The 25,814-nt window shown below is 29.0% G+C and carries 23 protein-coding genes; 18 read left to right on the top strand and 5 right to left on the bottom strand.

Translation table 11 applies throughout. The features are described 5' to 3' along the window. Window positions 1–113: 113 nt before the first annotated feature. Genes LX78_RS10525 through LX78_RS10510 form a run of 4 tightly spaced genes read left to right on the top strand, consistent with a single transcriptional unit; the run spans window position 114 to window position 4,834 of the window. Window positions 114–1,409 carry a hypothetical protein gene (locus tag LX78_RS10525; RefSeq protein ID WP_109682625.1) on the top strand — a complete coding sequence of 432 codons (1,296 nt, stop codon included), beginning with the start codon at window positions 114–116 and terminating at the stop codon, window positions 1,407–1,409. Between the two features lie 30 nt (window positions 1,410–1,439). Beyond that, window positions 1,440–2,420, top strand: a complete 981-nt coding sequence (locus LX78_RS10520) for a GNAT family N-acetyltransferase (protein ID WP_109682624.1) — start codon at window positions 1,440–1,442, stop codon at window positions 2,418–2,420. Then, window positions 2,417–3,517: a DegT/DnrJ/EryC1/StrS family aminotransferase gene (locus LX78_RS10515; RefSeq protein ID WP_109682623.1), complete on the top strand. Its 1,101-nt coding sequence runs from the start codon at window positions 2,417–2,419 to the stop codon at window positions 3,515–3,517. The genes LX78_RS10520 and LX78_RS10515 overlap by 4 nt, the downstream gene beginning before the upstream one ends. Further along, the gene (locus tag LX78_RS10510) at window positions 3,518–4,834 is read left to right on the top strand and encodes an O-antigen translocase (RefSeq protein ID WP_109682622.1); all 1,317 of its coding nucleotides are present in this window, start codon (window positions 3,518–3,520) and stop codon (window positions 4,832–4,834) included. Here LX78_RS10510 and LX78_RS10505 read toward each other — a convergent pair. Next, window positions 4,824–5,975, bottom strand: a complete 1,152-nt coding sequence (locus LX78_RS10505) for a glycosyltransferase (protein WP_170109842.1) — start codon at window positions 5,973–5,975, stop codon at window positions 4,824–4,826. The genes LX78_RS10510 and LX78_RS10505 overlap by 11 nt on opposite strands. Window positions 5,976–6,016: 41 nt before the next feature. On the opposite strand from LX78_RS10505, the gene LX78_RS10500 reads away from it, so the two are divergent. Further along, complete coding sequence (locus LX78_RS10500; protein WP_109682620.1) at window positions 6,017–6,847, top strand: glycosyltransferase; 831 nt, start codon at window positions 6,017–6,019, stop codon at window positions 6,845–6,847. After that, on the top strand, window positions 6,837–7,259 hold the full coding sequence (locus LX78_RS10495; RefSeq protein WP_109682619.1) for a sugar 3,4-ketoisomerase: 423 nt from the start codon (window positions 6,837–6,839) through the stop codon (window positions 7,257–7,259). Before LX78_RS10500 ends, LX78_RS10495 begins: the two co-directional genes overlap by 11 nt. On the opposite strand, the gene LX78_RS10490 is transcribed toward LX78_RS10495, so the two are convergent. Next, entirely contained in the window at window positions 7,256–8,176 is a 921-nt protein-coding gene (locus tag LX78_RS10490; protein ID WP_109682618.1) for a glycosyltransferase family 2 protein, read from the bottom strand. The genes LX78_RS10495 and LX78_RS10490 overlap by 4 nt on opposite strands. A gap of 1 nt (window position 8,177) precedes the next feature. Continuing rightward, window positions 8,178–9,062, bottom strand: a complete 885-nt coding sequence (locus LX78_RS10485; protein WP_170109841.1) for a glycosyltransferase family 2 protein — start codon at window positions 9,060–9,062, stop codon at window positions 8,178–8,180. Window positions 9,063–9,168: 106 nt separating this feature from the next. Between LX78_RS10485 and LX78_RS10480 the strand changes: the two genes are divergently transcribed. From LX78_RS10480 to LX78_RS10460, 5 genes are all read left to right on the top strand, one after another. Then, window positions 9,169–10,764 (top strand): right-handed parallel beta-helix repeat-containing protein, encoded by a 1,596-nt coding sequence (locus LX78_RS10480; RefSeq protein WP_109682616.1) that lies wholly within the window; start codon window positions 9,169–9,171, stop codon window positions 10,762–10,764. 62 nt (window positions 10,765–10,826) lie between these two features. Then, window positions 10,827–12,257 (top strand): MBOAT family O-acyltransferase, encoded by a 1,431-nt coding sequence (locus tag LX78_RS10475; RefSeq protein ID WP_109682615.1) that lies wholly within the window; start codon window positions 10,827–10,829, stop codon window positions 12,255–12,257. Further along, the gene (locus LX78_RS10470) at window positions 12,257–13,171 is read left to right on the top strand and encodes an SGNH/GDSL hydrolase family protein (RefSeq protein WP_109682614.1); all 915 of its coding nucleotides are present in this window, start codon (window positions 12,257–12,259) and stop codon (window positions 13,169–13,171) included. Before LX78_RS10475 ends, LX78_RS10470 begins: the two co-directional genes overlap by 1 nt. Before the next feature lie 29 nt (window positions 13,172–13,200). Continuing rightward, window positions 13,201–13,668: a hypothetical protein gene (locus LX78_RS10465; protein WP_109682613.1), complete on the top strand. Its 468-nt coding sequence runs from the start codon at window positions 13,201–13,203 to the stop codon at window positions 13,666–13,668. Beyond that, complete coding sequence (locus LX78_RS10460) at window positions 13,652–14,602, top strand: hypothetical protein (protein ID WP_109682612.1); 951 nt, start codon at window positions 13,652–13,654, stop codon at window positions 14,600–14,602. The genes LX78_RS10465 and LX78_RS10460 overlap by 17 nt, the downstream gene beginning before the upstream one ends. Here LX78_RS10460 and LX78_RS10455 read toward each other — a convergent pair. Continuing rightward, window positions 14,599–15,285 (bottom strand): cell division ATP-binding protein FtsE, encoded by a 687-nt coding sequence (locus LX78_RS10455; RefSeq protein ID WP_109682611.1) that lies wholly within the window; start codon window positions 15,283–15,285, stop codon window positions 14,599–14,601. The two genes, LX78_RS10460 and LX78_RS10455, sit on opposite strands and share 4 nt — an antisense overlap. Before the next feature lie 188 nt (window positions 15,286–15,473). Between LX78_RS10455 and LX78_RS10450 the strand changes: the two genes are divergently transcribed. The 3 genes from LX78_RS10450 to LX78_RS10440 all read left to right on the top strand — a co-directional run bounded on the left by LX78_RS10450 (window position 15,474) and on the right by LX78_RS10440 (window position 22,090). Further along, on the top strand, window positions 15,474–18,497 hold the full coding sequence (locus LX78_RS10450) for a tetratricopeptide repeat protein (protein WP_109682610.1): 3,024 nt from the start codon (window positions 15,474–15,476) through the stop codon (window positions 18,495–18,497). Window positions 18,498–18,538: 41 nt separating this feature from the next. Further along, the gene (locus tag LX78_RS10445) at window positions 18,539–20,272 is read left to right on the top strand and encodes a TonB-dependent receptor (protein ID WP_109682609.1); all 1,734 of its coding nucleotides are present in this window, start codon (window positions 18,539–18,541) and stop codon (window positions 20,270–20,272) included. Window positions 20,273–20,467: 195 nt separating this feature from the next. Continuing rightward, on the top strand, window positions 20,468–22,090 hold the full coding sequence (locus tag LX78_RS10440; RefSeq protein WP_109682608.1) for an amidohydrolase: 1,623 nt from the start codon (window positions 20,468–20,470) through the stop codon (window positions 22,088–22,090). Between the two features lie 3 nt (window positions 22,091–22,093). On the opposite strand, the gene LX78_RS10435 is transcribed toward LX78_RS10440, so the two are convergent. Next, window positions 22,094–22,789 (bottom strand): class I SAM-dependent methyltransferase, encoded by a 696-nt coding sequence (locus LX78_RS10435; RefSeq protein WP_109682749.1) that lies wholly within the window; start codon window positions 22,787–22,789, stop codon window positions 22,094–22,096. Window positions 22,790–22,907: 118 nt separating this feature from the next. Between LX78_RS10435 and LX78_RS10430 the strand changes: the two genes are divergently transcribed. The 4 genes from LX78_RS10430 (at window position 22,908) to LX78_RS10415 (ending at window position 25,813) form a co-directional block, all read left to right on the top strand. After that, entirely contained in the window at window positions 22,908–23,402 is a 495-nt protein-coding gene (locus LX78_RS10430; protein WP_109682607.1) for a YkgJ family cysteine cluster protein, read from the top strand. 45 nt (window positions 23,403–23,447) lie between these two features. Continuing rightward, a complete protein-coding gene (locus LX78_RS10425; RefSeq protein WP_109682606.1) occupies window positions 23,448–24,287 on the top strand; it encodes a sterol desaturase family protein in 840 nt (279 codons plus the stop codon). A 181-nt stretch (window positions 24,288–24,468) separates the two neighbouring features. Further along, on the top strand, window positions 24,469–24,828 hold the full coding sequence (locus LX78_RS10420) for a hypothetical protein (RefSeq protein WP_146192573.1): 360 nt from the start codon (window positions 24,469–24,471) through the stop codon (window positions 24,826–24,828). A gap of 241 nt (window positions 24,829–25,069) precedes the next feature. Then, window positions 25,070–25,813, top strand: coding sequence for a hypothetical protein (locus LX78_RS10415; protein WP_146192572.1), 744 nt, complete (start codon window positions 25,070–25,072; stop codon window positions 25,811–25,813). The last annotated feature ends 1 nt before the right edge of the window (window position 25,814 follow it).

The raw sequence follows: 25,814 nt of genomic DNA, 5'->3' as shown, positions 1-25,814 counted from the left end.
CTGGATTGTATCCACTCTTATATTATTATAATTCTAATTTTACATTAGTTAATTCATGGAGTCAACTCTTATTTTTTATTGTCACCTATTTGCTTATTCCAACTAGTGTTTTTTTGTTACTTACTGTAATTTTTAAACGAGTTTCAGGATTAAATAAATTTAGTAAATATGTACTTCCTGTATTAAACTTCATAGCTTTTGTCTTTTTGATTATAATTAGTACGTATGGCTTTAAATGGAAGGTATTAGCAGTTTCTATAATTATAGCCATTTTTTTAGCAATCCTACTTCAAAAGCATTTTAAAAAAGTGATTGTTTTTCAGTTACTAATGACATTGATTGTGGCTTCTAAATTAGTGCCAGATTTATACAGTCATGTTACTTACTCATCAAAATGGATGGCTATAAGTGATACTATTGAAAATGTAGAATTTAAAAAGAAGCCTAATGTGTATGTTATTCAACCAGATGGTTACGCTAGTTTTTCAGAATTAAAAAAGAATTCGTATAATTTTGATAATTCTAATTTCGAGCAGTTTTTAGTAGATAGTGGGTTTAAATTATACAACGATTTCAGAAGTAATTATACCACGACGTTAAGCTCTAATAGTTCTATGTTTGCTATGAAACATCACTATTATAATAGCAAAAAAAGTAAATCGAATGAACTGTATAATACTAGGAAAACTATTTTAGGAGATAATCCAGTGGTTTCCATTTTTAAGAACAATAACTATAAAACATTTTTATTATTAGACATATCTTATTTACTAGTTAATAGGTCGCCAATTTTATACGATTATTGTAATATAGATTACAGCGAAGTCCCTTATTTAGACAGAGGTTTTAGTATAAATAAAGACCCTTTAATTGATTTGGAACACGTTTTAGAGAGTAATAAAGAAACTAACAATTTTTTCTTTATTGAGCGTATGCTTCCTATGCATATAACAAACGATTTTAGTGATTCTAAGGGAATTGAAGGCGAAAGACAAATATATTTAGCACAACTTAAGAGAGCCAATGAATGGTTAACCAAAACCATTCAAATTATTTCTGAGAAAGATAGAGATGGTATTATAATAATTGCTGCAGATCATGGTGGTTTTGTTGGAATGGAATCAACACAGGAAAGTACTATTAAACAAACTGAAGATGGCTTAGTGACATCTGTTTTCTCAACAGCTTTGGCTATTAAATGGCCAGAAAATAAAGCTCCAGACTTTGACGTTAAGTTAAAAACAAATGTAAATTTGTTTAGAACCCTTTTTTCTTACTTAGCAAAAGATATAAGCTATTTAGATGCTTTAGAGGAAGATAAAAGTTATATAGTAATAAAAGAAGGCGCTCCTTCTGGAATCTACGAAGTTATAAATGAAAATGGTGAAGTTGTTTTTAATAAACATTAAATTAGTATTTTCAGCACGAATTAAATTTAAATGAAGGTTTACTCAGTTAAAAAATACCATCCAGAACACAAATCGCTTTGGAATAATTTTCTTAAAGAGTCTAAAAATGGCACGTTTTTATGTCATCGTGATTTTATGGAATACCATCAAGATAGATTTGAAGATGAATCATTCTTGATTTTTAAAGATGAAAAACTGGTAGCCATATTTCCAGCTAATAGAAAAAACGAATTAATTTATTCGCATCAAGGCCTCACTTATGGAGGTTTGATAGTTGGTAAAGAAGCGTCGTTTAAAGTTATTCTGAAAGCTGTTAAATGCCTACTTGAGACCTGTCAAAATCTTGGGATTCATGAAGTGATACTTAAACCAACTCCTAGAATTTATCATATACATCCAAGTGATGAAATAGATTATATATTATTTAAGCTACAAGCCGAATTAATTAGAAGAGACTTAACCTTAGCAATAGATACAAAGCAATCAATTGAAATAAGTTCGTCTAACAGAAAGAGAGGTTTAAAAAAAGCTCAAAAAAACAATCTGGTTGTTAAAGAAGAAGCTAATTTTGATTTGTTTTGGAACCAGATATTAATTCCAAATTTAGATGAACAACATGGTGTTAAACCTGTTCATACTTTAGAAGAAATAACATATTTAAAATCGAAATTTCCTAATAACATTAGACAGTTTAACGTTTATAAAGAAAATATAATTGTTGCAGGAACAACAATTTTTGAGACGGATAATGTAGCTCATGCACAATATATTTCAGCTAATAATGATAAACAGGAATTAGGAAGTTTAGATTTGGTGTTCCATCATTTAATACATGAGGTTTATAATGATAAAGCGTATTTCGATTTTGGTATTTGTAACGAAAATCAAGGTAAGCATATAAATTCCGGGTTACAATCTTGGAAAGAATCTTTTGGAGCTAGAAGTATTTCGCATGATTTTTATAGCATATTTACCAAAAATCATATCTATTTAAACGATGTTTTAATATGATTAAGTTTCTTGACTTACATAAAATTAATAAAAGATTTGAATCTGAATTTCAAAAGAAGTTTCAGGAGTTTTTAGATTCTGGACATTATATTTTAGGTCAAGAAGTTACTGCTTTCGAAAGAGATTTTGCTTCGTATTGTGGAACAAAATATTGTGTTGGAACTAGTAATGGTTTAGATGCATTAACGCTAATTTTTAAAGCATTTATTCATCTAGGAAAATTAAAAGAAGGCGACGAAGTTATCATACCAGCAAACACTTTTTTTGCAAGCGCATTATCTGTTATAAATTCAGGATTAACTCCTGTTTTTGTTGAGCCTGATAGAGATACGTTTAATATTTCTATAAAAGAAATTGAAAAGCATTATACGCCAAAAGTTAAAGCAATCATGGCAGTTCATTTATATGGGCAATTAGCAAACATGGAAGCTATAAATGGGTTTGCAGAAAAACAAAGTTTATTGGTTATTGAAGATGCTGCCCAAGCTCATGGAGCTGAAAATGATATTGGTAAAAAAGCTGGCAATTTAAGCCATGCAGCTGCTTTTAGTTTTTATCCAAGCAAAAACTTAGGTGCTTTAGGTGATGGAGGAGCAGTAACTACAAACGATTCTGTTTTAGCCGAAACCATTAATAAATTACATAATTATGGTTCTGAAAAAAAATATGAGCATAGCCTGATTGGTAGTAATAATCGCTTAGACGAAATTCAAGCCATGTTTTTAAATATCAAACTAAGACTATTAGATACAGATAATTTAAAAAGACAGGAAATAGCCAAAAGGTATGTTTCTGAAGTAAAAAATATTAAAATACAAATGCCTTTTTATGATAATTCAAAAAATCATGTATTTCATGTGTTTGTAGTTAGAGTAAAAAATAGAAATAATTTTGTGTCTTATTTAAAAAAGCATAATATTGAAACGTTAATCCATTATCCAATCCCTCCACATAAGCAAGAGGCTTTAATTAATTTTAAAGGCTTAAGTTTACCAATAACAGAAGAAATCCATAATACAGTAGTAAGTATACCAATTAGTCCTGTTATTACTAGCAATGAGATTTCCCAGATAATAGATACAATAAACGCCTACTAATTGAAAAGATTAATCAACTATATTAATAATAATGTTTTAATTAAAGTAGCTTCTTTAAATTCAGCATCACTGGTTACCAGAATTGTTGGAGGGCTTTTAACATCGAATGCTATTGCTCATTTTATTGGAGCAGAAGGGATGGCACTTGTTGGAAATTTAAGGAATTTTGTTAGTTCTATACAATCTTTAGCAACACTTGGTTTATATAACGGTGTTGTTAAATATATAGCTGAGTTTAAAACCAATACAATTGAACTAAGCAAAACCATATCCACCACTTTTTACCTTGGTTTTATTTCTACCGTTTTAGTTTCCTTTGTGTGTTATTTTAATGCTGAATCCATTAATACTATTATATTTCCAAAGTACAATGACTATGCATACGTTATTGAAATTTTAGCAATTGCTCTACCATTTTACACGTTGAATTTATTTACGTTTTCAATATTGAATGGTTTTTCGAAGTTTAAAATTCTTATTATCATAAATATTATTGGCCAGATATTGGGAGTAGGAGTAACTTTAATTTTAATTTATAAAAACAGAATTGATGGAGCCTTGATTTCTGTTGTTATTTCAGAATCGTTAATATTTTTAATTACACTTGTTGGAATAGTCAATCAAAGAAGTTTAATGCCTTTAATAAAGGTTAGTAGTTTTAGTTTAGAAAAAGCTAAAAAACTAAGCTCTTTTTCTGTTATGGCTTTGTTTTCAGCCATTGTTTTGCCTTTAGTTGCCCTTGCAATTAGATCTTATATAATAGACAATATAGGGTTTAAAGAGGCAGGTTTCTGGGAAGCCATGAATCGTATTTCAAAGTATTATTTAATGTTTGTAAGTTCGTTATTAACGCTTTACATTCTGCCAAGATTATCTGAAATAGATAATGCAAAAGATTTTAGAAACGAAGTATTTAACTTTTATAAAACTATAATTCCAATATTTGCAATTGGGTTATTTGTTATTTACTTATTAAGAACGTATATCATAACAATTGTTTTTTCTAGCGAATTTAAACCAGTTGAAGACTTATTTTTATGGCAACTATTAGGCGACTTTGTTAAAGTATTATCCATAGTAATTGCTTACCAATTTTTAGCTAAAAAAATGTTTTGGCATTATATTATAACCGAAGCTTTCTCTGTTATTATTATGTACGCAACAAGTATCTACTTTATTGATATTTACGGAGTAAAAGGCGCAACAATTGCGCATTTTGTAACTTATGTTATGTATTATGGTGTTATTCTGTTAATCTTTAGCTCTTCGCTTTTTGGAGTAATTCCAGATAAAAACGATTTAAACTCTAACTCTTAGAAGATAATTCCCAAACTTGAAGATATTTTTTTGCAATTAAAATGTAGTTGTGTTCTTTCTCAATAAATGCTCTTGCGTTGTTTGAAATTTCTAATATTTTATTAGGGTTTTCAATAAGCCATTCTAGTTTTTCAACTATGGAAGATATGTTTGGTGAAGCATTAATTGCAACCGAATCTTCGTCAATTTTATAATAATTTTGCCATTCTTTTTCAGCTCCAGTAAAAACAACTTTTCCTTTTGCCATAGCTTCTAAAGCATTGTAGCCTTGGTCATAACTATAAACTTGATCTAAAACAATATGTGCCAGATTATAAACATTTATATACTCTTTGTATGGTAAATTGAAAGTGGTATGAATGGCTACTTTGTCTGAATATTTTTCCTTAATAATCTCTAAGGCATCCTTAAAGAATTGAGATCCTTTTTTAATTTCAGATAATGTATTTACACCATGAAAAATATGAATCTTGCTATCAACTTGTAAAGGGTTATATGCTATTTTATCTGTGTTTACTGGGTTTGGAATTAAGCCTAAATAAGACTTGTTATTTTTTAAAGGAATATGGTAATCCATATCTGAAGCAATGACACCACAACTATTTTTATATAGAAAATCGTGAAGTTTTTTATAAGGAGGAGACACATATTTTAAACAATAACTAAATTCCTTCTTTAAAGATGTATTCTCTAAATATGGAGTTAAAATAGAATAGTTTTCTTTGTTTTTTAGATAAAAACTAATGTTAGTATAATCGTCTCCACAAGACAATAAAAACATGTTTTTATTCTGTTTTATTAGTGTTTTTAATAAAGGGATTTGAAGCTTAGGATGTATTGAAAGTGCATCTTCATTTATAAGTTGAACAACATCAAAATCATGAAGGGTTTTTAAGTTTTTTTTTAATTTGTAAGCAACTTCAAAATCTGCTATATCAAAATTTGTAATTTTATGAATTGCTTTTCTAATAAATAATAGAAAGGGTTTGTTAAAAGTTGAAATTTCAATATTAATATCAACTGGAAATTTTTTAAATAAGTCTCCATTACCAACAAGAATAACCTCATGACCAAGATGCTCTAATCCTTCCTTTAAGGAATTATGCAGTCGACTAAATTCTCCAATTAAAAGTATTTGCATGCTTATTTTGATACCTTTGCTTTTCAAATATAATCGTTTCAATGAACATTTCAGAAAAAACTAAAATTCCTTTAGAAATTCTTGTGGCTACAACCAACAGAACCTCATTGGGTTTTATTTATAAGATGTTTAAAAATAATGCACTGGAAGATTATCACATATTAATTATTAATCAAACAAGTAAAGAAAGGTTATTACATTCTGAAACTAAAAACATTCGCGTTATTAACTCGTTTGAAAAAGGGTTGAGTAGAAGCAGAAATTTAGCCATACAAAATGCCTTTGGAGATATTTGTTTGCTTGCTGATGATGATGTCGTGTATTTAGAGCATTTTGAAAAACCAATTTTAGAGAGTTATAATAAATTAACAGATGCAGATATTATAACCTTTAAAACACTTACTTCAGTAAAGAAACCATACAGTAATTATCCAAATCAAGTAACAAGTTTAGATAGGTTTTACAGAAAAGTACTTTCAATAGAAATATCATTTAAAAGAGAATCGGTTCTGAAAAATAATTTGAAATTCGATGAACTTTTTGGATTAGGAAGTGTATTTCAAGATGGAGAAAATAGATTATTTTTAAATGAAGTTGTTAAAAACAAACAGATAAAAGCGTATTTTTCGCCAGAATATATAGTCATGCATGAACCATTAAGTTCAAGTGATGATGTAGCATCAGATAGATTTATTTTTGCAAGAAGTGCTTTAAACTATAAATTACATGGTGTTTTTGTATGGTTATATGTGTTTAGATTAATAGCATCATTGTTAAGAAAGAGGTTAATAAAAATGAATGAAGTTTCATCTAAAATTAAAGTGGCAAATCAAGGAATAAAAACCTACAAAGACTTGAAACATGGAAAGTAATATAACAACAATAAAGCAAATAAAAATATTAGATATCCCGAAAATTGAAGATAAAAAGGGTAGAGGGAATTTATCTGTTATTGAAAAAGATTGTATTCCTTTTACTGTTAAACGTGTTTATTATTTGTACGATGTGCCTAGTAATGCTTATAGAGGTGGACATGCACATAAAAATCTCTATCAGTTTTTAATTGCTTTAAGTGGAAGCTTCGATGTAGTTTTAGACGATGGAAACCAAAAGAAAACAATAACACTTAATAAACCTAATAAAGGCTTATTAATACCAAAAGGTATTTGGCGTGAATTGGAAAACTTCTCTTCAGGTTCTGTTTGTTTGGTTCTGGCTTCAGAAGAGTTTGATGAAGAAGATTATATTAGAAAATACAAACAGTTCTTGCAGTTTAAAAGTTAAAAATAATTCTTTTTGTGTGTTAGTAGATTGTAGGTTTTAACTCCAATTTTTGTTATAAACAGAGGTAGTTTAAGTAGCCATTTTTGTTTGAAATTTAATTTACCAAAATCAATGTCACTTTTAAGTTTTCTAAAACTTTCTATATCACCTACAAGTCTATATTTTAATGCAGAAGCAAACATGTTTTTATTAATATATTCATTAAAATATACAGATTGATTTAAAGCTTTATAACTGGAGTAATCTATAGACTTAAATCTTTTTCTATTTGATTTAGTTAATCCATTTTCTACAACTTGATGTGTTGCTAGTGGTTTATTCAAAAACACAATTGGGTATTTTAAACCTATTCTAATCCAATAATCGGTGTCTTCACTTGTATTAAGAGTTTTATTAAATTCACCAATAGTGTTTATAACTTCTCTACTAAAGACAGAACTTGCACAATGTAAAATAGAATGATCTAAACTATATTGAAAATAGTCTAAGACTGCTATTTCATTTATATTTAAATTAAGATTATTATAAGTAGCATAATAAGAGCCTTTTTCGGTTCTAATATTCAAAGCTGTTGCAAAAACATGTTCCTCTGGATAGTTATTAATAAGCTTAAATACTTGTTCTAAAAACGTTTCTTCCCAAATATCATCTGCGTCTAAAAACGTTAAAAATTTCCCAGATGCCTTAGTGAAACCAAAATTTCTGGCAGCTGAAACACCTTCGTTTGTTTTTGAAAAAATCTTAATTCTTTCGTCTTTAAATGTATCAACAATATTTAGGCTATTATCTGTGGAACCATCATTAACAATAATAACTTCAAAATCTTTAAAAGACTGATTAAAAACACTTAGCAAGGTGTTTTTAATATAAGCTTCCTTATTAAATAAAGGGATTATTATTGAAAAAAATGGTTTCATACTATTTATGTATTCTACAAAAATAACCTAATCTGTATAAATCGAATAGTAATAAATTAGGTGAAGATCCTAGTAAGTTTTTTTCTATGTTAGTATTAAATGTTTGCATGATTTTTCCAAATACACTAGCAATTCCAAATATGCTTAACTTATTATAAGTATTTAATAAGTTTGTAGCGTTTTTTCTAACAATATTATTTTTAAGCATGATTGAAAGAGTGTCTAAAGCCGATTTTGATTTAATTAAATATTTGGTGCTCTCTTCAATACCAAGATGATAAACTGGATTATCAATATGCTTTACGGAAGTTTTAAGTAATCTTAATTCATGAGCAAATAATATGTCTAAACCATAAGCGTTATTTAAAAATTTACTATTAATACTTAAAAAAAGATTTTTTTCAATAGTAAAAGCTCCAGAGATTAAAGATTGGTAAGGTCTTTTTAAGCGTTCATCTAAAGATCTAGTCTCTCTTTCACTCCCATAATACCATCTTAATAATTTATCTGAACTTGGTTTGATGTCTTGATAAGAAATACCTCCAAAAACAACTTGAAAGTTAGAATTTAAATATTCAACAAGGTTTTTAATAAAATTTGATGAAATAGGTATGGTATCTGCATCTAAAAAAAGCAACCAATTATATTGAGCCTTTTCAGCTAGAAACTGTCTGCTTGCTGTTCTTCCAATATTTGTTTTTGCTTCAATAAACTTACAGTTTGTAAGAGTATTAATTTTTTGATTTTCAATATTTAAATGAGAAAAAGAACCATCATCTACACAAATAAGCTCGAAAGTAATATTTGCTTTTAATGCTTGTTTTTCAAGTTGTATAGCTAAAGGATAAGCATTGTAATGATATGTAGGAATTAATATGGATAGCATTAACATTAGATCAATTGTTCAAATCTAATCAATAAAATCTATTTATATTACATTTAAAAATCCATATTTAATTTTCTATTGGTATGGTAATTGTATTTTTGAATTCATGAAAAAAGTCTATCTCTTTAATTTGTTGTTTTTTGTAATACTAATTGGGTATTCGCAAAAAGAATTTCATGTGTTTCCAAAAACTCATTCTATAAGTCCAGGAAAAACTACTGGTAATGGATCATTAAATCAGCCTTGGGATTTGCAAACAGCTTTAAGTCAGTCTTCAGAAACGGTTAATGGTGGTGATATTATTTGGTTACATGAAGGTGTTTATAATGGACGCTTTTACAGTAAATTAAGTAGTATAATTAATGGCAAGTATATTACAGTATCATCATTTCCAAACGAATGGGCTATTTTAAATGGTAATGTTTCTGGAGTTAGTGAAGCTACATTAACTGTTAATGGTAATAATGTCACATATCGAGATTTTGAAATTTCACCAACCAATTTAATTATTAGGGACGAGAGTGTAGAAGGATTTCTTCCGTTTGGTGGTGTTAGTCATAATAGTGGGGAAAATTGTCAATTCATTAACCTTATTATACATGGAAATAATGGCTTAGGTTTTGGGTCTTGGAAGAATACAGGTGGTACTATTATTTCTAATTGTATTGTTTATAATAATGGTTATAAAGGCAAAAAATATGCTGGAATAGGAGAAGGGTTTTATGTTCAAAACAATAGTAATACTAAAACAAGAATTTTAAAGAATAATATAATTTTTAATAATTACTATAAAGGGATAGAAGTTTGGTCTGCAAATAAAAAAGCAAGTAATGAATACGTAAAAAATATAAATCTTGATAATAATGTTGTTTTCAATAGTGGCTTAGTCTCAGGCAGAACTGTCGATAATGTTATAGTAGCTACAAATGATAGAAATGGTATTAATATTGCCAAAAACATTCAGGTTACAAATAATATTTTTTATCATAACACAACCTTGTCTGAAGCTATCGAGAATTCTGATGCACCTTCTCTTACCTTGGGTTTTAATAATAACTCACCTGTAGAAAATATTAATATTTTAAACAACATTATTATAGGTAGAAAAGATGCATTAAGAGTATTAAGTGCAAAATCTATAACCTTTAAAAATAATACGATTTATAGTGGTTATGCTCGGCTATTTAAACCTGTAATGAAGTATATAAATAATACATCTTGGATTTTTGAAAATAATACATATTACACAAGAAATTCTAAACCAATTAGAATCCAAGGAGAAATAGATTATTCTGTTAAACAATGGCAGGATATTTATGGATTAGGAATAAATAGTAAATGGAAGCATTTTAAAGAATTCACTTCTAATCAAAAACCAATAATAACCAAAATCAACACTCAAGAGAACACCTATAGAGTTGTACTTTTTAACAAAGAAATGAATGATGTTTTAGTCGATTTTTCTGAATATAATCTTCCAAGTGAATCAAGTTATATTATTAAAGATGTTGAGAATTTTAAAACTGTTTTAGCTTCAGGCAAATTAAATGAATCTTCAAAAGTAGAATTTAAAATGAATGTGGATCGTGATGCTAATAAATCGTACAACAACTTTGGAGTTTATTACATTGAATTTAAGAAAAATGAAAAAATTGAGACTGAAAGTTTTTTTGAAAGATTTTTAAATTGGTTAGGAATTTAAATGGAATGATGTTCTAAATTCACAAAAAGCATATATTTACAATTAACTTCTAACAAAAACCAATGCTTTTTAATACCATAGATTTTGCCATTTTTATGCCAATAATCTTCTTGTTGTATTGGTTTGTTTTCAAGAAAAACATTAAAATTCAGAATGTTTTTCTTGTAATTGCTAGTTACTTCTTTTATGCTTGTTGGGATTGGCGCTTTTTAGGACTAATTTTCTTAAGCTCTATCGTAGATTATTTGGTTGGAATGTCATTAGCAAAAACCGAACTGAAAAGTAAAAGAAAAGCCCTCTTGCTTACAAGCCTTATTGTAAATCTAGGAGTTCTTGGTTTTTTTAAATACTACAATTTTTTTATAGAATCTTTTCAAGAAGTATTTTCACTATTTGGTAGAAGTTTAGAGTCAAGTACATTACATATTTTACTTCCAGTTGGTATTAGTTTTTACACGTTTCAAACCTTAAGTTATACCATTGATATTTATAGAAAAAGAATTGAGCCAACAAATAATGTGGTTTCATTTTTTGCTTTTGTAAGTTTCTTTCCTCAATTAGTTGCTGGACCTATCGAGCGAGCGTCTAATTTATTACCACAATTTGAAAGAAAAAGACAATTTAATTATGCCAAAAGTGTCGATGGCTTAAGATTAATCTTAATCGGTCTTTTTAAAAAAATGGTCATTGCAGATAACTGTGCCTTAGCAGTGAATGAAATTTTTGGGCACTACCCAGAATATAGTGGTAGCACATTGTTTTTTGGAGCATTCTTCTTTGCATTTCAAATTTATGGCGATTTTTCAGGGTATTCAGATATTGCAATTGGCTCAGCTAGATTATTAGGGTTCGATTTAATGCAGAATTTTAATTCACCTTATTTATCAAGAAATCTTGGAGAATTCTGGAGACGATGGCATATTTCATTAAGTACCTGGTTTCGAGATTACGTTTATATTCCATTAGGTGGAAATAAAGGTTCTCAAGCAAAATGGGCGAGAAATATTTTTATTGTTTTTTTAGTTAGTGGTTTATGGCATGGTGCAAATTGGACATTTATTATTTGGGGATTTATTCATGCACTTTTTTTTATACCACTTATTTTTGGTAATAAAAACGCTAAGTTTAAAGACATAGCAGACCAAAATAAACTGTTGCCTTCTATTAAAACAGTCCTACAAATAGGTTCTACATTTTTAGTAGTGCTCTTGGCTTGGGTGTTTTTTAGAGCAGAAAATGTTACTCATGCCTTACTTTATTTTAAAGGCATTTTTTCTATATCATTATTTTCATTTCCAACAGTTTCAAGAGGATTAGTGTTGTTTTTAATTATTTATATGATTTTCGAATGGCTTCAAAGAGACAGAAAACATCTTTTGGAAATAGATTTTATTAATTCTAGACCCTTACGAATTGCTATTTATTATGTTATTGTTTTTGCAATATTTTATTTTTCAGGAGACACACAACCGTTTATATATTTTCAATTTTAATGAAGAAATTACTAACATATATCAGTTTATTTTTAATTCCAATATTAGTGGTATGGATATTAGCTGAAGTGTTTTATAGAACGGTTCCTAATAATTACACTTATAAACACCAGCAAATTTCAAATAATAAAGATATAGAAGTTCTTATATTAGGAGATTCTCATACTTTCTATGGTATCAATCCAGAATGGCTTTCTCTTAAAGCTTATAATTTATCTAATGTTAGTCAGACTATTTATTTTGACCAACTCTTGTTAGAAAAGCATATCAATAACCTTAATAGCTTAAAATATGTGGTTTTAGCTGTAGAATACACGACTTTAAGTCAGGCAGATAATACACAAGAAGATATTTGGCGAAAATATTTTTATGCATCTCAAATGGACTTAGAAGTTCCATTAGTTACATGGTATAACCCTAAAAAATACAGTTTGGTTTTTTCTAGGAAATTCAATTATACTTGGAATACCTATAAAGATTACAAAGTAAAAGGCACTTTAATTGGTTGTGATGTTAATGGTTGGGGAAACACATATTCCTCTACAGTTGATTCTGTTGAAATGAAACGTTTGGCTCGTGTTGTGGCAAAAAAACATGAAGACGGCTCAATGAATTTTAGTTTAAATTCTGAAAGAATTCAGCAAATGATTGATTTGTGTAAATCCAAAAACATTGAAATTCTTTTAGTAAATATGCCATCTGTTCCAGAATATGTCTCTTTATTGAATTCTGAAAAATGGAAGAAAATAGATTCGGTTTGTAAACAATTAGAAGCTATTAATACAAATGTTACAAGAATAGATTTGTTAAATGAAAAGCAGTTTATTTTAGAAGATTTTCAAGATGCCGATCATTTAAATGCTAAAGGAGCAAAAAAATGTACTTTAACAATAAACCAATATTTAAACAAGTAGTAAAAATTGTTTAATATTGTTAGAAGCTTATGAGATTTTATAAAAACTTTGTTGTGTTTTGGGCTATATTTTATTTTGCTATAGCAATAATAGGACGTGTTTTTACCAAAAAAAAAGAAATTTACCCATTTTTTAGATGGTCTTTATATTCTAAAACACCAAATAATCTTGTTTATCCATATGTACTTGTAAATAAAATTGGTGACTCCATTTTACCAAAACCAACCAATATTTTAGACTTATATTCAGTACATGATTTAGCACTTACAGATTTAAATTTAATGGTAAATAATTTTTATCATGATGTAATAGCTATTCCAGGAATTGAAAATACTTACCAAGGTGTTTTTTTAAATGTCTTACCCGAGAATAGTGAATATACTTTGTATATAAAGGAGTTGGATTTAAGTATTGAAAATTATAAAGCTACAGAAAATCACAGTCAAGTTTTAACTGTTAAAAACAATAACATCATCCCATTTGAAAGAAATAACTAAAAATCATATTTTTTGGAAATATGCCAATGGAATATTGCCTTTATTTAGTAAACCTAAAGAGGAGCTATATAATGAGATTATGACCATTGTTAAGTTCTCTTATTTATTTTTCTTATTTGCATTATTTGTAAATTTATTTGCAGATAATCATGATGGAAATACAAAAATGATTGATCCATTATGGCCAATGATGCTAGTTAATGATATATCTACAGGATATTTAACACTATTTTTTCAGATTAATTTATTCATTTCTTTTGTGTGGTTATGTTTAAAACCAAATCAGAAATTTTTTAAGGTTTATGTGTTTATTATTTACTTTTTATACATAGCATTTAATAATTCGTTTGGCAAAATTAATCATGGCTCACATCTATGTTTAATGATATTGTTTTGTTTTATGTTTATTCCAACACATGGAAAAAATAAATATCAAGAAAAAACTATTTTAACTTTTGCAACTGCGCAGTTCTTTTTATTAATGGCATATAGTTTAACTGGTGCATGGAAATTACTTTGGGGAGTTGTAGAATTCTTAACAAAAGAAGTTAGCCTATTTTCACCATTATCCTTCAGAAATGTTATTATTACACAATATCAATTTGTTGATCCTACCATTATAGGAGCATGGTTCTTAGAACATTATTATATTGGATGGCTTATGTATTTAGCTGTGGTTTATATTGAAATATGTTCAGTTTTTATTTTCTTCAAACCAAACTTACATAAAATCTGGGGAGTTTTATTATTAAGCTTACATCTAGGAATTCATTTTATCTTACAAGTAAACATGTTTAGCGCGCCACTATACATTGGTTTGTTATTAATAATGTCGCCATTTTATCTTAAAACGGATGTCAAGACTACTTTATTAAGTTTGCCAGTGGTTTTTGAAACTAGATTACTGTTTCAAAAAATAAGAAATAAGAATTAGGTAGTTGCTTTACGTTGTACTACTTCATACACTTGATTATCGTCGCATTTAAGTGTTTTACTTGGATATTTTAATAGTAATGCATAATCGTGAGTAGCCATTAATATGGTATTCCCATTTTTATTAATGTCTTGTAAAACTTCCATAACCTCAATACTTGTTTGAGGGTCTAGATTACCTGTAGGTTCATCAGCAAGAATAAGTTCTGGGTTGTTTAATAAAGCTCTAGCAATAGCAACACGTTGTTGTTCTCCTCCTGAAAGTTCATGTGGAAATTTAAAGCCTTTGGTTTTCATGCCAACTTTATTTAAAACTTCTTCTACACGAGTATTCATTTCGTTTTTGTTTTTCCAGCCAGTAGCTTTTAAAACAAATAATAAATTCTCGTTTATGGTTCTATCATTAAGAAGTTTGAAATCTTGAAAAACGACGCCTAATTTTCGTCTTAAAAAAGGTATGTCTTTTTCTTTAAGAGTTCTTAAGTTAAAATCAACAATGCTACCTTCTCCTTCAGTTAAAGGTAAATCACCATAAAGTGTTTTCATAAAACTACTTTTTCCAGTTCCAGTCTTACCAATTAAATAAACAAAATCTCCTTTGTTTATTTCTACATTAACATCTGATAGAACAAGACTATCTCCTTGATAAATAGAAGCATCTTTAAGATAAAGCACGTTTTGCATAGTAGTATTTTAAGGTAATTACATTTACCACCACAAAGTAAACAATAAAAGGGTAATAGGGAAAATAAAATCTTGATTATTCCTTACCTAAATACAATATTAACAAGTCTGTTTATAATTATAACATAATTCTAACGTTATAAAATGGAGATTAAATTATCTTTGATTTTAATAGAAAAAGCACATTTATGAGTATCCATAAAATAATTATATTCTTTATAGCTTTAAGCTTTAACTTAAATGTATTTAGTCAAGAATCTGCAATTTATACCAATCATCTGGTAGATTATCAAAAAGCTTTGACTTTGTACGATAACCAGCAATATTTAGCAGCTCAGTCTTTATTTACTCAAATTCAAAAAACAGCTGAAACAGATGTTTTACAATCCGATTGTGCCTTTTATATTGCCAACTGTGGCGTTAGATTAAATCAGCAAAATGCAGACCAGTTAATGGAAGATTTTGTTAAAAATTATCCTACAAGTACTAAAAGAAATACAGCATTTGTTGATGTGGCAGATTATTACTTTACAAATGGTAAATATGCCTATGCAAAAAAATGGTATGATAAGGTGGATGAAAAATCTTTAGCCAGAAACGAACAAGAAAAATTTAATTTCAACAATGGTTATGTGGCTTTTTCAACCAAGAATTATAAAGATGCTAAAAAGTATTTATCTCGTGTAGAAAATTCACAAAAATATGGATCTCAAGCCAAGTATTATATTGGTTTTATGGCTTATGAAAGTGATGATTACGAACAAGCCAATCAATATTTCGATCAAGTTAGTGGTGAAGAAAAATACAAGGAGAAACTGTCTTATTATCAGGCAGATTTAAATTTTAAACTTGGCAAATTTGAAGAAGCCATTAAACTTGCCAAAGAACAATTACCAAATAGCGATAGAAACGAAGTTTCAGAACTTAATAAGATAATTGGAGAGAGTTATTTCAATCTAGAAAAATATGCTGAAGCCATTCCATATCTATCAGAGTATAAAGGCAGACAAGGTAAATGGAATAACATAGATTATTATCAATTGGGTTATGCGCATTATAAACAAGAAAATTTTGAGAGTGCTATTTCAGAATTCAATAAAATAATTGATGGTAACAATGCAGTGGCTCAAAATGCGTATTACCATTTAGGTGAAAGTTATGTAGAATTAGACAAAAAACAGGAAGCTTTAAATGCATTTCGTAATGCATCTCAAATGGATTATAATTTAAAAATTCAGGAAGATGCTTGGTTAAATTATGCAAAGATTAGTTATGAAATAGGAAACCCATACCAATCTGTTCCACAAGTTTTAACTAGTTATTTGGATCGATATCCAAACTCTGCCTATAAAGAAGAAATTGAAATACTTTTAATCGATTCTTATATTACATCTAAAAATTATAAGGAAGCTTTAAAATTATTGAAAGGAAAAAATAGTTTTGAAAATAAGGTTGCTTATCAGAAAGTGGCTTTTTATAGAGGGATTGAACTTTACAACGAAGGAAATTATCAAGACGCCTTAGAGATGTTTTCAAATTCTATAAATGAACCTAGAGATTCAAGATACACAGCTAGAGCAACCTTTTGGGAAGCAGAAACAAATTATAATTTAACAAATTATGAAAATGCCTTAATTGGTTTTAAACAGTTTCAACAACAAGCTATTGCTTCGGAAACACCTGAAATAAAAAATTTAGATTACAATTTAGCTTATACTTATTTTAAACAAAAAAATTATAGTCAAGCCATTCAGAATTTTAATCTATTTGTCCAAAATCATAAAGAAGATAAGGTAAGATTAAATGATGCTTTATTAAGACTTGGTGATGCTTATTTTGTGACCAGTAATTATGGAGAAGCTATTCAGGCTTACGATGAAGCTATAAAAATCAATAAAATAGATTCAGATTATGCCTTTTTTCAGAAGTCGATTAGTTATGGTTATGAAGGTAAAGCTTCTAAAAAAATATCAGAGTTAGAATTATTTCTTCAAACCTATCCAAAATCTACATTAAGAGATGATGCCATGTACGAACTTGGAAATTCTTATGTAAAAACAGGAGAAGATGTAAAGGCATTAAAAATGTACGATCGATTAAATTCTGAATACCGAATGAGTACGTTTGTACCAAGATCTATGTTGCGTCAAGGATTGGTGCATTATAATAAGAGTGATAATGAGCAAGCATTAAACAAGTTTAAGGCTGTAGCAAAAGACTTTCCTGGAACACCAGAAGCTAATCAAGCTGTTGCAACTGCTAGGTTAATTTATATAGACTTAGGTCGTGTGGACGACTATGCATCTTGGGTAAGAACTTTAGATTATGTGGATGTTACTGATGCCGATTTAGATAATACCACTTACGAATCTGCAGAAAAGAAATACATAGAAAGCAAAACCGACGATGCTATCAAGCAATTTAATAGTTATTTAAGTCAGTTTCCTAAAGGGTTACACGCTTTACAAGCACATTTTTACTTGGCTCAGTTATATTTTAAAAAGGATTTAAAAGAAAATGCTGCTCCACACTATCAGTATGTTGCAGATGCTTCACCAAGCGAATTTACAGAAGAATCACTTTCTAAAGTGTCACAAATATATTTGCAAAAGAAAAGCTGGATAGAAGCTATTCCTACACTAAAACGTTTAGAAGTGGAAGCTAGTTTTCCTCAGAATGTCATTTTTGCACAATCTAATTTAATGAAAGCTTATTACCAGTTAAACAAGTATAATGAAGCAGTTACATATGCTGAAAAGGTTTTAAATCATGGCGTTTTAGATAATAAAATTAAAAGTGATGCACATTTAATAATTGCTCGTTCAGCAATAAAAAATGGAGACGAAGCTCGAGCTAAAGACGCTTTTATTGAAGTAGAAAAAACAGCAACAGGAGAAGCAGCAGCCGAAGCTTTGTACTACAATGCCTATTTTAAAAACAAGGAAGGTGATTTTGAAGAATCTAATACAACTGCACAACGTTTGGCTAAAGATTTTTCTAGTTATAAATATTTTAGCGCTAAAGGTCTTGTATTGATGGCTAAAAACTATTATCAATTAGACGAAGCCTTTCAGTCAACCTATATTTTAGAAAGTGTTATTGAAAACTTTAAAGAATTTGAAGATGTTGTTACAGAAGCTCAAGAAGAACTAACTAAAATTAAAGCAGAACAAGCTAAAACAAACTCATCTGTATTACCAGAGGAAGATTAATCAAAATTCATCAATCGTAAATCAAAAATAAAATAAAATCTATGCGAAAGCACATTCATAAAATTAGTATCATTTTATTCATCTTAAGTATTTCTATATCTTATTCTCAAGAAAGAGATAACGATACTATAAAAACAGATGTTATTAATGTAGTTAAACCTTACACACCAACAATTTCTGATGCGTTTAAGGTAAAAGAAACACCTACTATTGACGATAAAGAAACCACTACTAAAAAAGAAGTTAAATACAATATATTCTCTTTTCCTGTTGCTTCAACATTTACGCCTGCTAAAGGAAAGGCAGCTCTAGTAGATAAAGAAAAACCTGCTAAAAGTTATGATAATTATGCTTCGTTAGGATTTGGTAGCTATGCAACCATTTTAGGAGATGCGTATTTAAGCTATGCATTAAATAAAACCGATAATGTTGGTGGTTATTTTAAGCATCATTCTTCTCAAGGAGGTATTGATGATGTGTTATTAGACGATTATTTTTACGATACCAATGCGAATGTTAATTTTTCAAGAAAAGAAAGAGATCTAAGTTGGAATGTAGAAGGAGGTTTCAAACATCAAATTTTTAATTGGTATGGATTACCACAACCTTATTATGATGAAACATCGCCTGAAACACAATTAAATGTAAGCCATACTTTTTATGGTGGAAATCTAGGTGGAGATATTACTTTTAAGGACACTTATATAAAATCTGCTTCAGTGTTTTTTAGACATTTTGGAGACGACCAAGGTTCTGCTGAAAATAGATTTAATGCTAAAGGTTCGGCAGATATTCCAATAGCAGATATTGAAATTTCTACCGATTTAATGTTCGATTATTTGTCTGGTTCTTTTGATAGAAATTATTATACAAACTCAGAATTAAAGTATGGTAACTTTAATATTGGCTTGGCTCCAACATATCGATTAATTCATGAAGATTTAACTCTTGATTTAGGAGTTTCTTTATATTACTTAAACGATTTTGAAGGAGGAGATAACAAGTTTTATATCTATCCAAATATTGCAGCTTCATATCGTTTAGTAGATGAAGTTTTAATAGCTTATGGAGGTATTAAAGGAGGTTTGATTCAAAATACTTACGAAAATTTTGCTGATGAAAACAAGTTTGTATCACCTACATTATTTGTGGCACCAACAGATCAACAATATAATGCCTTTGTAGGATTAAAAGGCAAAGTGTCTAATAGTGTTAGTTATGATATTTATGGAGCTTATTTTGCTGAAACTGATAAAGCTCTTTTTAGACATAACGAAATAGAATTTATCAGTCCAGATGAAAGTTACCAATTTGGAAATTCGTTTTCTGTAGTTTATGATGATGTGTCAACATTTAATATAGGAGGAGAATTAAGTGTCGATGTCAACCGAAATTTTACTCTAGGTGTTAAAGCAGACTTTTTTGCTTACAGTACAGATAACGAAACCGAAGCATGGAATTTACCTAGCCTTACAGGATCTTTATTTATGGATTATCAAATAGATTCTCATTGGTTTGCAGGAGCTAGTTTATATTATGTTGGCGAACGTAAAGACCAAGTTTATGTTACTACGTTTCCAGTAGTATCTTTTGGTTCAACAACATTAGATAGTTATTTCGATGTTAATGCACATGTTGGATACCATATAAACGATCGATTTTCGGTCTTTGCAAAGGCTAATAATATTACCAATCAAAATTACCAACGTTGGTTAAATTACCCAGTACAAAGCATTCAAGTTTTAGCAGGAGCTACTTATAAGTTTGATTTTTAAGAATTCCTGCGAAAGCAGGAATCTCATAATTTAAAACTACCTTTCTTAGTAAAGAGATGAAGCCTGCACTGAACGTAGTCGAAGTGAAGAATCTCATCAATAAATCTAAATCAATAACAAAAGCGTTCAATTTTGAACGCTTTTGTTATTTTTACACATCGTTATAAAAAAGAACAGTGAATTAATATATGCAATATGAAAAAACTTATATCCATTTTCGTTTTAATCTTCATCTTCTCTTGCCAAAAAGAAAAGCAACAAGTAGATACTATTGTTATTAATGCCAATGTGTATATGGTAGATGCTAATTTTGGTAAAACTGAAGCTTTTGCTATTAAAGATGGTAAGTTTTTGAAAATTGGAACATCAAAAGACATTCAAGATATATTCGAAGCAGATACCATTATTGATGCAAAAGGTCAAACCATTCTTCCTGGTTTTATAGATGCGCATTGCCACATGTATGGTTTAGGTTTAAATATGCAGCAAGTAGATTTATTTGGAACAACCAGTTTTGACGATGTGATGAAACGTGTGTTAGATTTTCAAAACATAAAACAAACAAATTTTATTATTGGTCGTGGTTGGGATCAAAACGATTGGGAAGACAAAACCTATCCTGATAAAAAATTATTAGACGCTTTATTCCCAGATACTCCTGTGGCTTTATCAAGAGTAGATGGACATGCTATGTTATGTAATCAAGCAGCACTAGACTTAGTTAATATAACTAAAAACTCTAAGCTTGAAGGAGGTGAAGTAGTTGTTGAAAATGGCGAATTAACAGGTGTTTTAATCGATAGACCTGCAGAAATGGTTGAAGCTGTTTTTCCAGAACCTACAAGACAAGATCAAATAAATGCCTTGTTAGATGCTCAAAAAGTCTGTACAAATCTTGGCTTAACAACAGTTTCAGATGCTGGATTACATAGAAATGTCATTGAACTTATAGACAGTTTACAACAAACAGGAGATTTAAAAATTAGAGTGTATGCAATGATTAGTAATACTAAAGAAAACTTGGATTACTATTTACCTAAAGGGAAAATTAAAACAGATAAACTAAATGTGCAATCCGTAAAAGTGTATTCTGATGGCGCTTTAGGTTCTCGTGGAGCTGCTTTAAAAGCACCTTATGCAGATAAGGAAAACCATTTTGGAGCTATGGTTATTGGATTAGATGAATTTGAAAATTTAGCAACACGAATTGAAGCTGCCAACTTTCAAATGAATACACATGCTATTGGAGATTCGGCTAATAGAGTTGTTTTAAAAACATACGAAAAAACACTACAAGGAAAACAAGATAGACGTTGGAGAGTGGAACATGCTCAAGTAATTACAGATAATGATTTCAATTATTTTAAAAACGAGAATATAATACCTTCAGTACAACCAACACATGCAACAAGCGATATGTATTGGGCTGAAGACAGATTAGGTTCAGAAAGAATAAAAGGAGCTTATGCCTTTAAAACACTTTTAAATGCTGGTGGAAAGATTGCTTTGGGAACAGATTTTCCAGCAGAAAAAGTAAATCCTATTGCAACATTTTATGCAGCAGTTTCAAGACAAGATGTTGCAGGTTTTCCAAAAGATGGTTTTAATATACAAGATGGCTTAACTAGAGAAGAAACTATAAAAGGTATGACCATCTGGGCTGCTTATGCAAATTTTGAAGAGCATGAAAAAGGGAGTATTGAAGTTGGTAAATTTGCAGATTTCATTATTTTAGATAAAGACATCATGACTATTGATGTGAAAGAGATCCCTACAACTAAAGTTCAACAGACATTTATTGGAGGAAAAATAAATTAAGATTTAATAGAGTTTCGCTAAATAATCATAATGCTTACCATCCATTACCTTTTCACATGTTAATCCAACACTTTCGCAAGCAAGTTTTAAAGTGTCAAAATCAAGATAGAGCCATTTCATAGGTTCTTCATCTTCATTTTTATAGCATAAATAATAATCTAATTCGCCATAATAATTAGCATTGGTATCAATCCAAAGACCACCATCTTCGTCTTCGTACATATATTTGATGTCAGACGAATCAATTAGAATTTGTCCTTTTGGTTTTAAAAGCGATTTTAAATGTTTCAAATACTTTGATACGTTTTTTAGCTCTTGAAAAATTCCTGTACCATTCATTAAAAACAAAATGGTATGGAAAGTTTCTTTTTCATCTAAAATATCTAAAACTTCAGCATTCAAGACGCCACGTTTTTTCGCGACTTCAATAGCTCCTTTTGAAATATCTATAGCCTTTACATCTAGACCTTTTTCCTGTAAATACAAACTATGACTTCCAGAGCCACAACCAACATCTAAAATTTTTCCTTTTGAAAGCTGAAGCGCCTTTTTTTCAAGTTTAGGCATCTCTTTGAAGCTTCTAAATAAATAGGGAAGAGGGAGTTCGTCATTTTCAGAAATATTGGTTGAAGTGATGATGTCTTCCGTATAATTATCGTTTTGATAATCTAATAAGGCTTTTCCGAATAGGTCTTTCATAGTCTTGTCATTGCGAGACTTTATGGAAGTCGTGGCAATCTGTTTAATTTTAGTTTCAATTTTAAAGATTACTTCAGTCATTCTTCCTTCGTAATGACGAAAATAGTATTTTTACGTTATGCAAGACATCATAAATAATCTTCCTAAGCTCGCCAAAGATAAGCATAAGGAAAATAAATCCTTCTTTACAAAGCTTAAAAAGAAGCCACCAAAACAGTTGGATTATGTGATGCAGGAATTGCACGAAGAAGAATTTAATAGAACAGATTGTTTAGAGTGTGCCAATTGTTGCAAGACAACAGGTCCTTTGTTTACAGATAAAGATGTGGTGCGTATTGCCAAACATTTTAGAATGAAACAACAGCAATTTATAGATACTTACTTGCGTGTTGATGAGGAGAATGATTATGTTTTACAAAGTGTTCCTTGTACATTTTTAGGCGCAGATAATTATTGTTCAATCTACGATGTTAGACCAAAAGCTTGTAGCGAATTCCCACATACAGATAGAAAAAAGTTTCAGCAGATTTCTAATCTAACTTTAAAAAATGTCGCTATTTGTCCTGCTGCTTTTAATATTGTGGAAGAAATGAAAAAACGCATAAAGCTATAAATTTAGAATACATTCTTTTTGTATATTTAATCAAAATATTAGCCCTTGGAATCTATAATTAATTATTTCGAAACCATCCCAACACTCCATAGAGGATTACTATTAGCAGGAGGAATTACTTTTTTCTGGATGCTGGAAGGTGCCTTTCCACTTTTTAAATTCAATTATAAAAAATGGCAACATGCTTGGCCTAATTTCTTTTTTACGCTAACTACTATATTAATAAACTTTGGTTTAGCTTTTATTTTATTGCTATCTGCAGATTGGGTTAAAGAAAATAATTTTGGTATTATAAATTGGTTACCAGAAATGCCAATATGGTTATATGCTCTTTTAGGTGTCTTGTTATTAGACTTCTTTGGAGCTTATTTGGCACATTATGTAGAACATAAGGTAAAGCCTTTGTGGATGATTCATTTGGTACATCATACAGACCATAATGTAGATACAACAACAGCAAATAGGCATCATCCAATAGAAAGTGTTATACGTTTTGTATTTACTTTAATTGGTGTTTTTATTGTAGGAACACCAATAGCTATTGTGTTTATGTATCAGTCTTTATCAATTGTTTTTACACAATTAACACATGCTAATATAAAATTACCAAAGCAAGTGGATAAAGTAATTAGTTATGTGTTTATTTCTCCAGATATGCATAAAATTCATCATCATTATGTATTGCCATATACAGACTCAAATTATGGCAATATATTTTCTGTTTGGGACAGATTATTTGGAACATATATGACTTTAGATAGAGATAAACTAGTTTATGGTGTAGATGTTTTTCCAGATGAAATTAAAAATGGAAAGATTGGAGAGTTACTAAAACAGCCATTTCAGAAATACCAAAAACCTACCATTATTCCAGAAAAAAAATAGTCTCTAACTTGGTGACTGTCAGAAGTTTTAAACAGTTTATTAACATATTTTATACAATTCGTCTTTTTTTTTGGTAGTTTGTAGGGTTTTTATAAATAAATACAGAAATACATCTAGTTTTATCCTGAGGATTAACTAGTTACTGTTGATTTCGATAATTGTTGAATTAAACTATATTTATTTGAAATCAATTTTACTTACACTTAGTATTAGTATTTTTTCCAATTCAATTTTTTCGCAAAATGCTTTTGCGAAAATTGAAAAAAACAGAAACAAAAATGCTAGTACATTATTTCACGATCTTAATACTTCCAAAGACACTTTACTACTAAAAAGTGATTCTGAAATTGTACATGTCTATTCCATAAATTCTGTTTATAAAAGGGAGTTAGATGTTTATTTAAGTGAAACAGATCTACAAATACCACTTACTAAATTATCAAGAGGAAAACATGTTATGGTAGTTGAGCAATCTCCTAAGAAAATTATTTTTGTAATTTATGTTTATGGTCCTTATCCAATGGCTTCTATTGAGCATTAAAATGCTGCTTTCTAAGTAATATTCATTTCAAATAAATTGAATTTCGTTACAACTTCCTTCATTTAATATGTAGAAATAATCGTTGAAATGTATATGTTTAAACAGTTTGTCTAATAAAAAATTGAATTAACGAATATTTGGTCTTTTTATTTATTTGACTATGATTTTGTATTAATTTAAAGATATAAAGTAAGGATTTCATTCTTGCAAAGTGATATTAGTTGTAAAAATTTTTGACATTATGAAGACCCTAAAATCGGCCATGTTTATATTTTTATTAATTGTTTTTATTAAGCCATCTTACAGTCAAGATGTTGTTTATTCATCAATTTTTAAAAATGTAAATAAGATTGCGAAAAGTTTAAACCATGATTTAAACACTTCTGGAGATACCCTTTATCTAGATAGTAAGTTTGCTCTAAATAAAATTGAAATTATTGGAGATTCAAATCTTAAAGAATTTGCTATAAACGATGAAACAAAGAATCTACAAATTCCTTTAAACGATTTGCCAATTGGAGATTATACCTTTGCTGTGGTTCTTACAGAAGGTCATGACGATACCTATATCTACAGAAAAACCATTGTCTTTAAAGTGTCAAGATTAATACCAATTGAACTAGGAAATCAAATGGAAATGAATACTCTACCAACTAACATGTCTTTACATGGAGATCAAATTGCAATTCTGGATCTTAGTGAAAATAAAATTATAAAAAAGATGAAAAAACCAGTTCATCTTGCAAGTCATATTGATGAAACTAACAAGTTAAGTGCTATTAGTGGAAATACAATTTCTAATAATCAAACACAAGCATTTGATGACTTAGAGAATATAAAAACTACAAACGAAATAATTAAAGAAAAGCCTATAAGGTTTAAAGCTTATAACCTTACAGATATAAGATATAGGAATCATAACATTCAATCTAGAGAAGATTATAGACGAAACAACTTAAGACCAAACGGAAGACGTTACGATTAAA

The sequence above is a fragment of the Xanthomarina spongicola genome (assembly GCF_003148645.1).
GTDB lineage: Bacteria > Bacteroidota > Bacteroidia > Flavobacteriales > Flavobacteriaceae > Xanthomarina > Xanthomarina spongicola.
Note: the sequence above shows the minus strand (reverse complement) of the source record. Positions and strands in the feature narration are given on the sequence as shown.

Bases quoted from the DNA above. Each gene is read 5' to 3' on its own strand.
- LX78_RS10485 (WP_170109841.1), bottom strand. From the start codon at position 9,062: ATGCTATCCATATTAATTCCTACATATCATTACAATGCTTATCCTTTA.
- LX78_RS10505 (WP_170109842.1), bottom strand. From the start codon at position 5,975: ATGCAAATACTTTTAATTGGAGAATTTAGTCGACTGCATAATTCCTTA.
- LX78_RS10475 (WP_109682615.1), top strand. From the start codon at position 10,827: ATGCTTTTTAATACCATAGATTTTGCCATTTTTATGCCAATAATCTTC.
- LX78_RS10430 (WP_109682607.1), top strand. From the start codon at position 22,908: ATGCAAGACATCATAAATAATCTTCCTAAGCTCGCCAAAGATAAGCAT.
- LX78_RS10495 (WP_109682619.1), top strand. From the start codon at position 6,837: ATGGAAAGTAATATAACAACAATAAAGCAAATAAAAATATTAGATATC.
- LX78_RS10520 (WP_109682624.1), top strand. From the start codon at position 1,440: ATGAAGGTTTACTCAGTTAAAAAATACCATCCAGAACACAAATCGCTT.
- LX78_RS10470 (WP_109682614.1), top strand. From the start codon at position 12,257: ATGAAGAAATTACTAACATATATCAGTTTATTTTTAATTCCAATATTA.
- LX78_RS10435 (WP_109682749.1), bottom strand. From the start codon at position 22,789: ATGAAAGACCTATTCGGAAAAGCCTTATTAGATTATCAAAACGATAAT.
- LX78_RS10465 (WP_109682613.1), top strand. From the start codon at position 13,201: ATGAGATTTTATAAAAACTTTGTTGTGTTTTGGGCTATATTTTATTTT.
- LX78_RS10490 (WP_109682618.1), bottom strand. From the start codon at position 8,176: ATGAAACCATTTTTTTCAATAATAATCCCTTTATTTAATAAGGAAGCT.
- LX78_RS10515 (WP_109682623.1), top strand. From the start codon at position 2,417: ATGATTAAGTTTCTTGACTTACATAAAATTAATAAAAGATTTGAATCT.
- LX78_RS10415 (WP_146192572.1), top strand. From the start codon at position 25,070: ATGAAGACCCTAAAATCGGCCATGTTTATATTTTTATTAATTGTTTTT.
- LX78_RS10480 (WP_109682616.1), top strand. From the start codon at position 9,169: ATGAAAAAAGTCTATCTCTTTAATTTGTTGTTTTTTGTAATACTAATT.
- LX78_RS10500 (WP_109682620.1), top strand. From the start codon at position 6,017: ATGAACATTTCAGAAAAAACTAAAATTCCTTTAGAAATTCTTGTGGCT.
- LX78_RS10445 (WP_109682609.1), top strand. From the start codon at position 18,539: ATGCGAAAGCACATTCATAAAATTAGTATCATTTTATTCATCTTAAGT.
- LX78_RS10440 (WP_109682608.1), top strand. From the start codon at position 20,468: ATGAAAAAACTTATATCCATTTTCGTTTTAATCTTCATCTTCTCTTGC.
- LX78_RS10450 (WP_109682610.1), top strand. From the start codon at position 15,474: ATGAGTATCCATAAAATAATTATATTCTTTATAGCTTTAAGCTTTAAC.
- LX78_RS10455 (WP_109682611.1), bottom strand. From the start codon at position 15,285: ATGCAAAACGTGCTTTATCTTAAAGATGCTTCTATTTATCAAGGAGAT.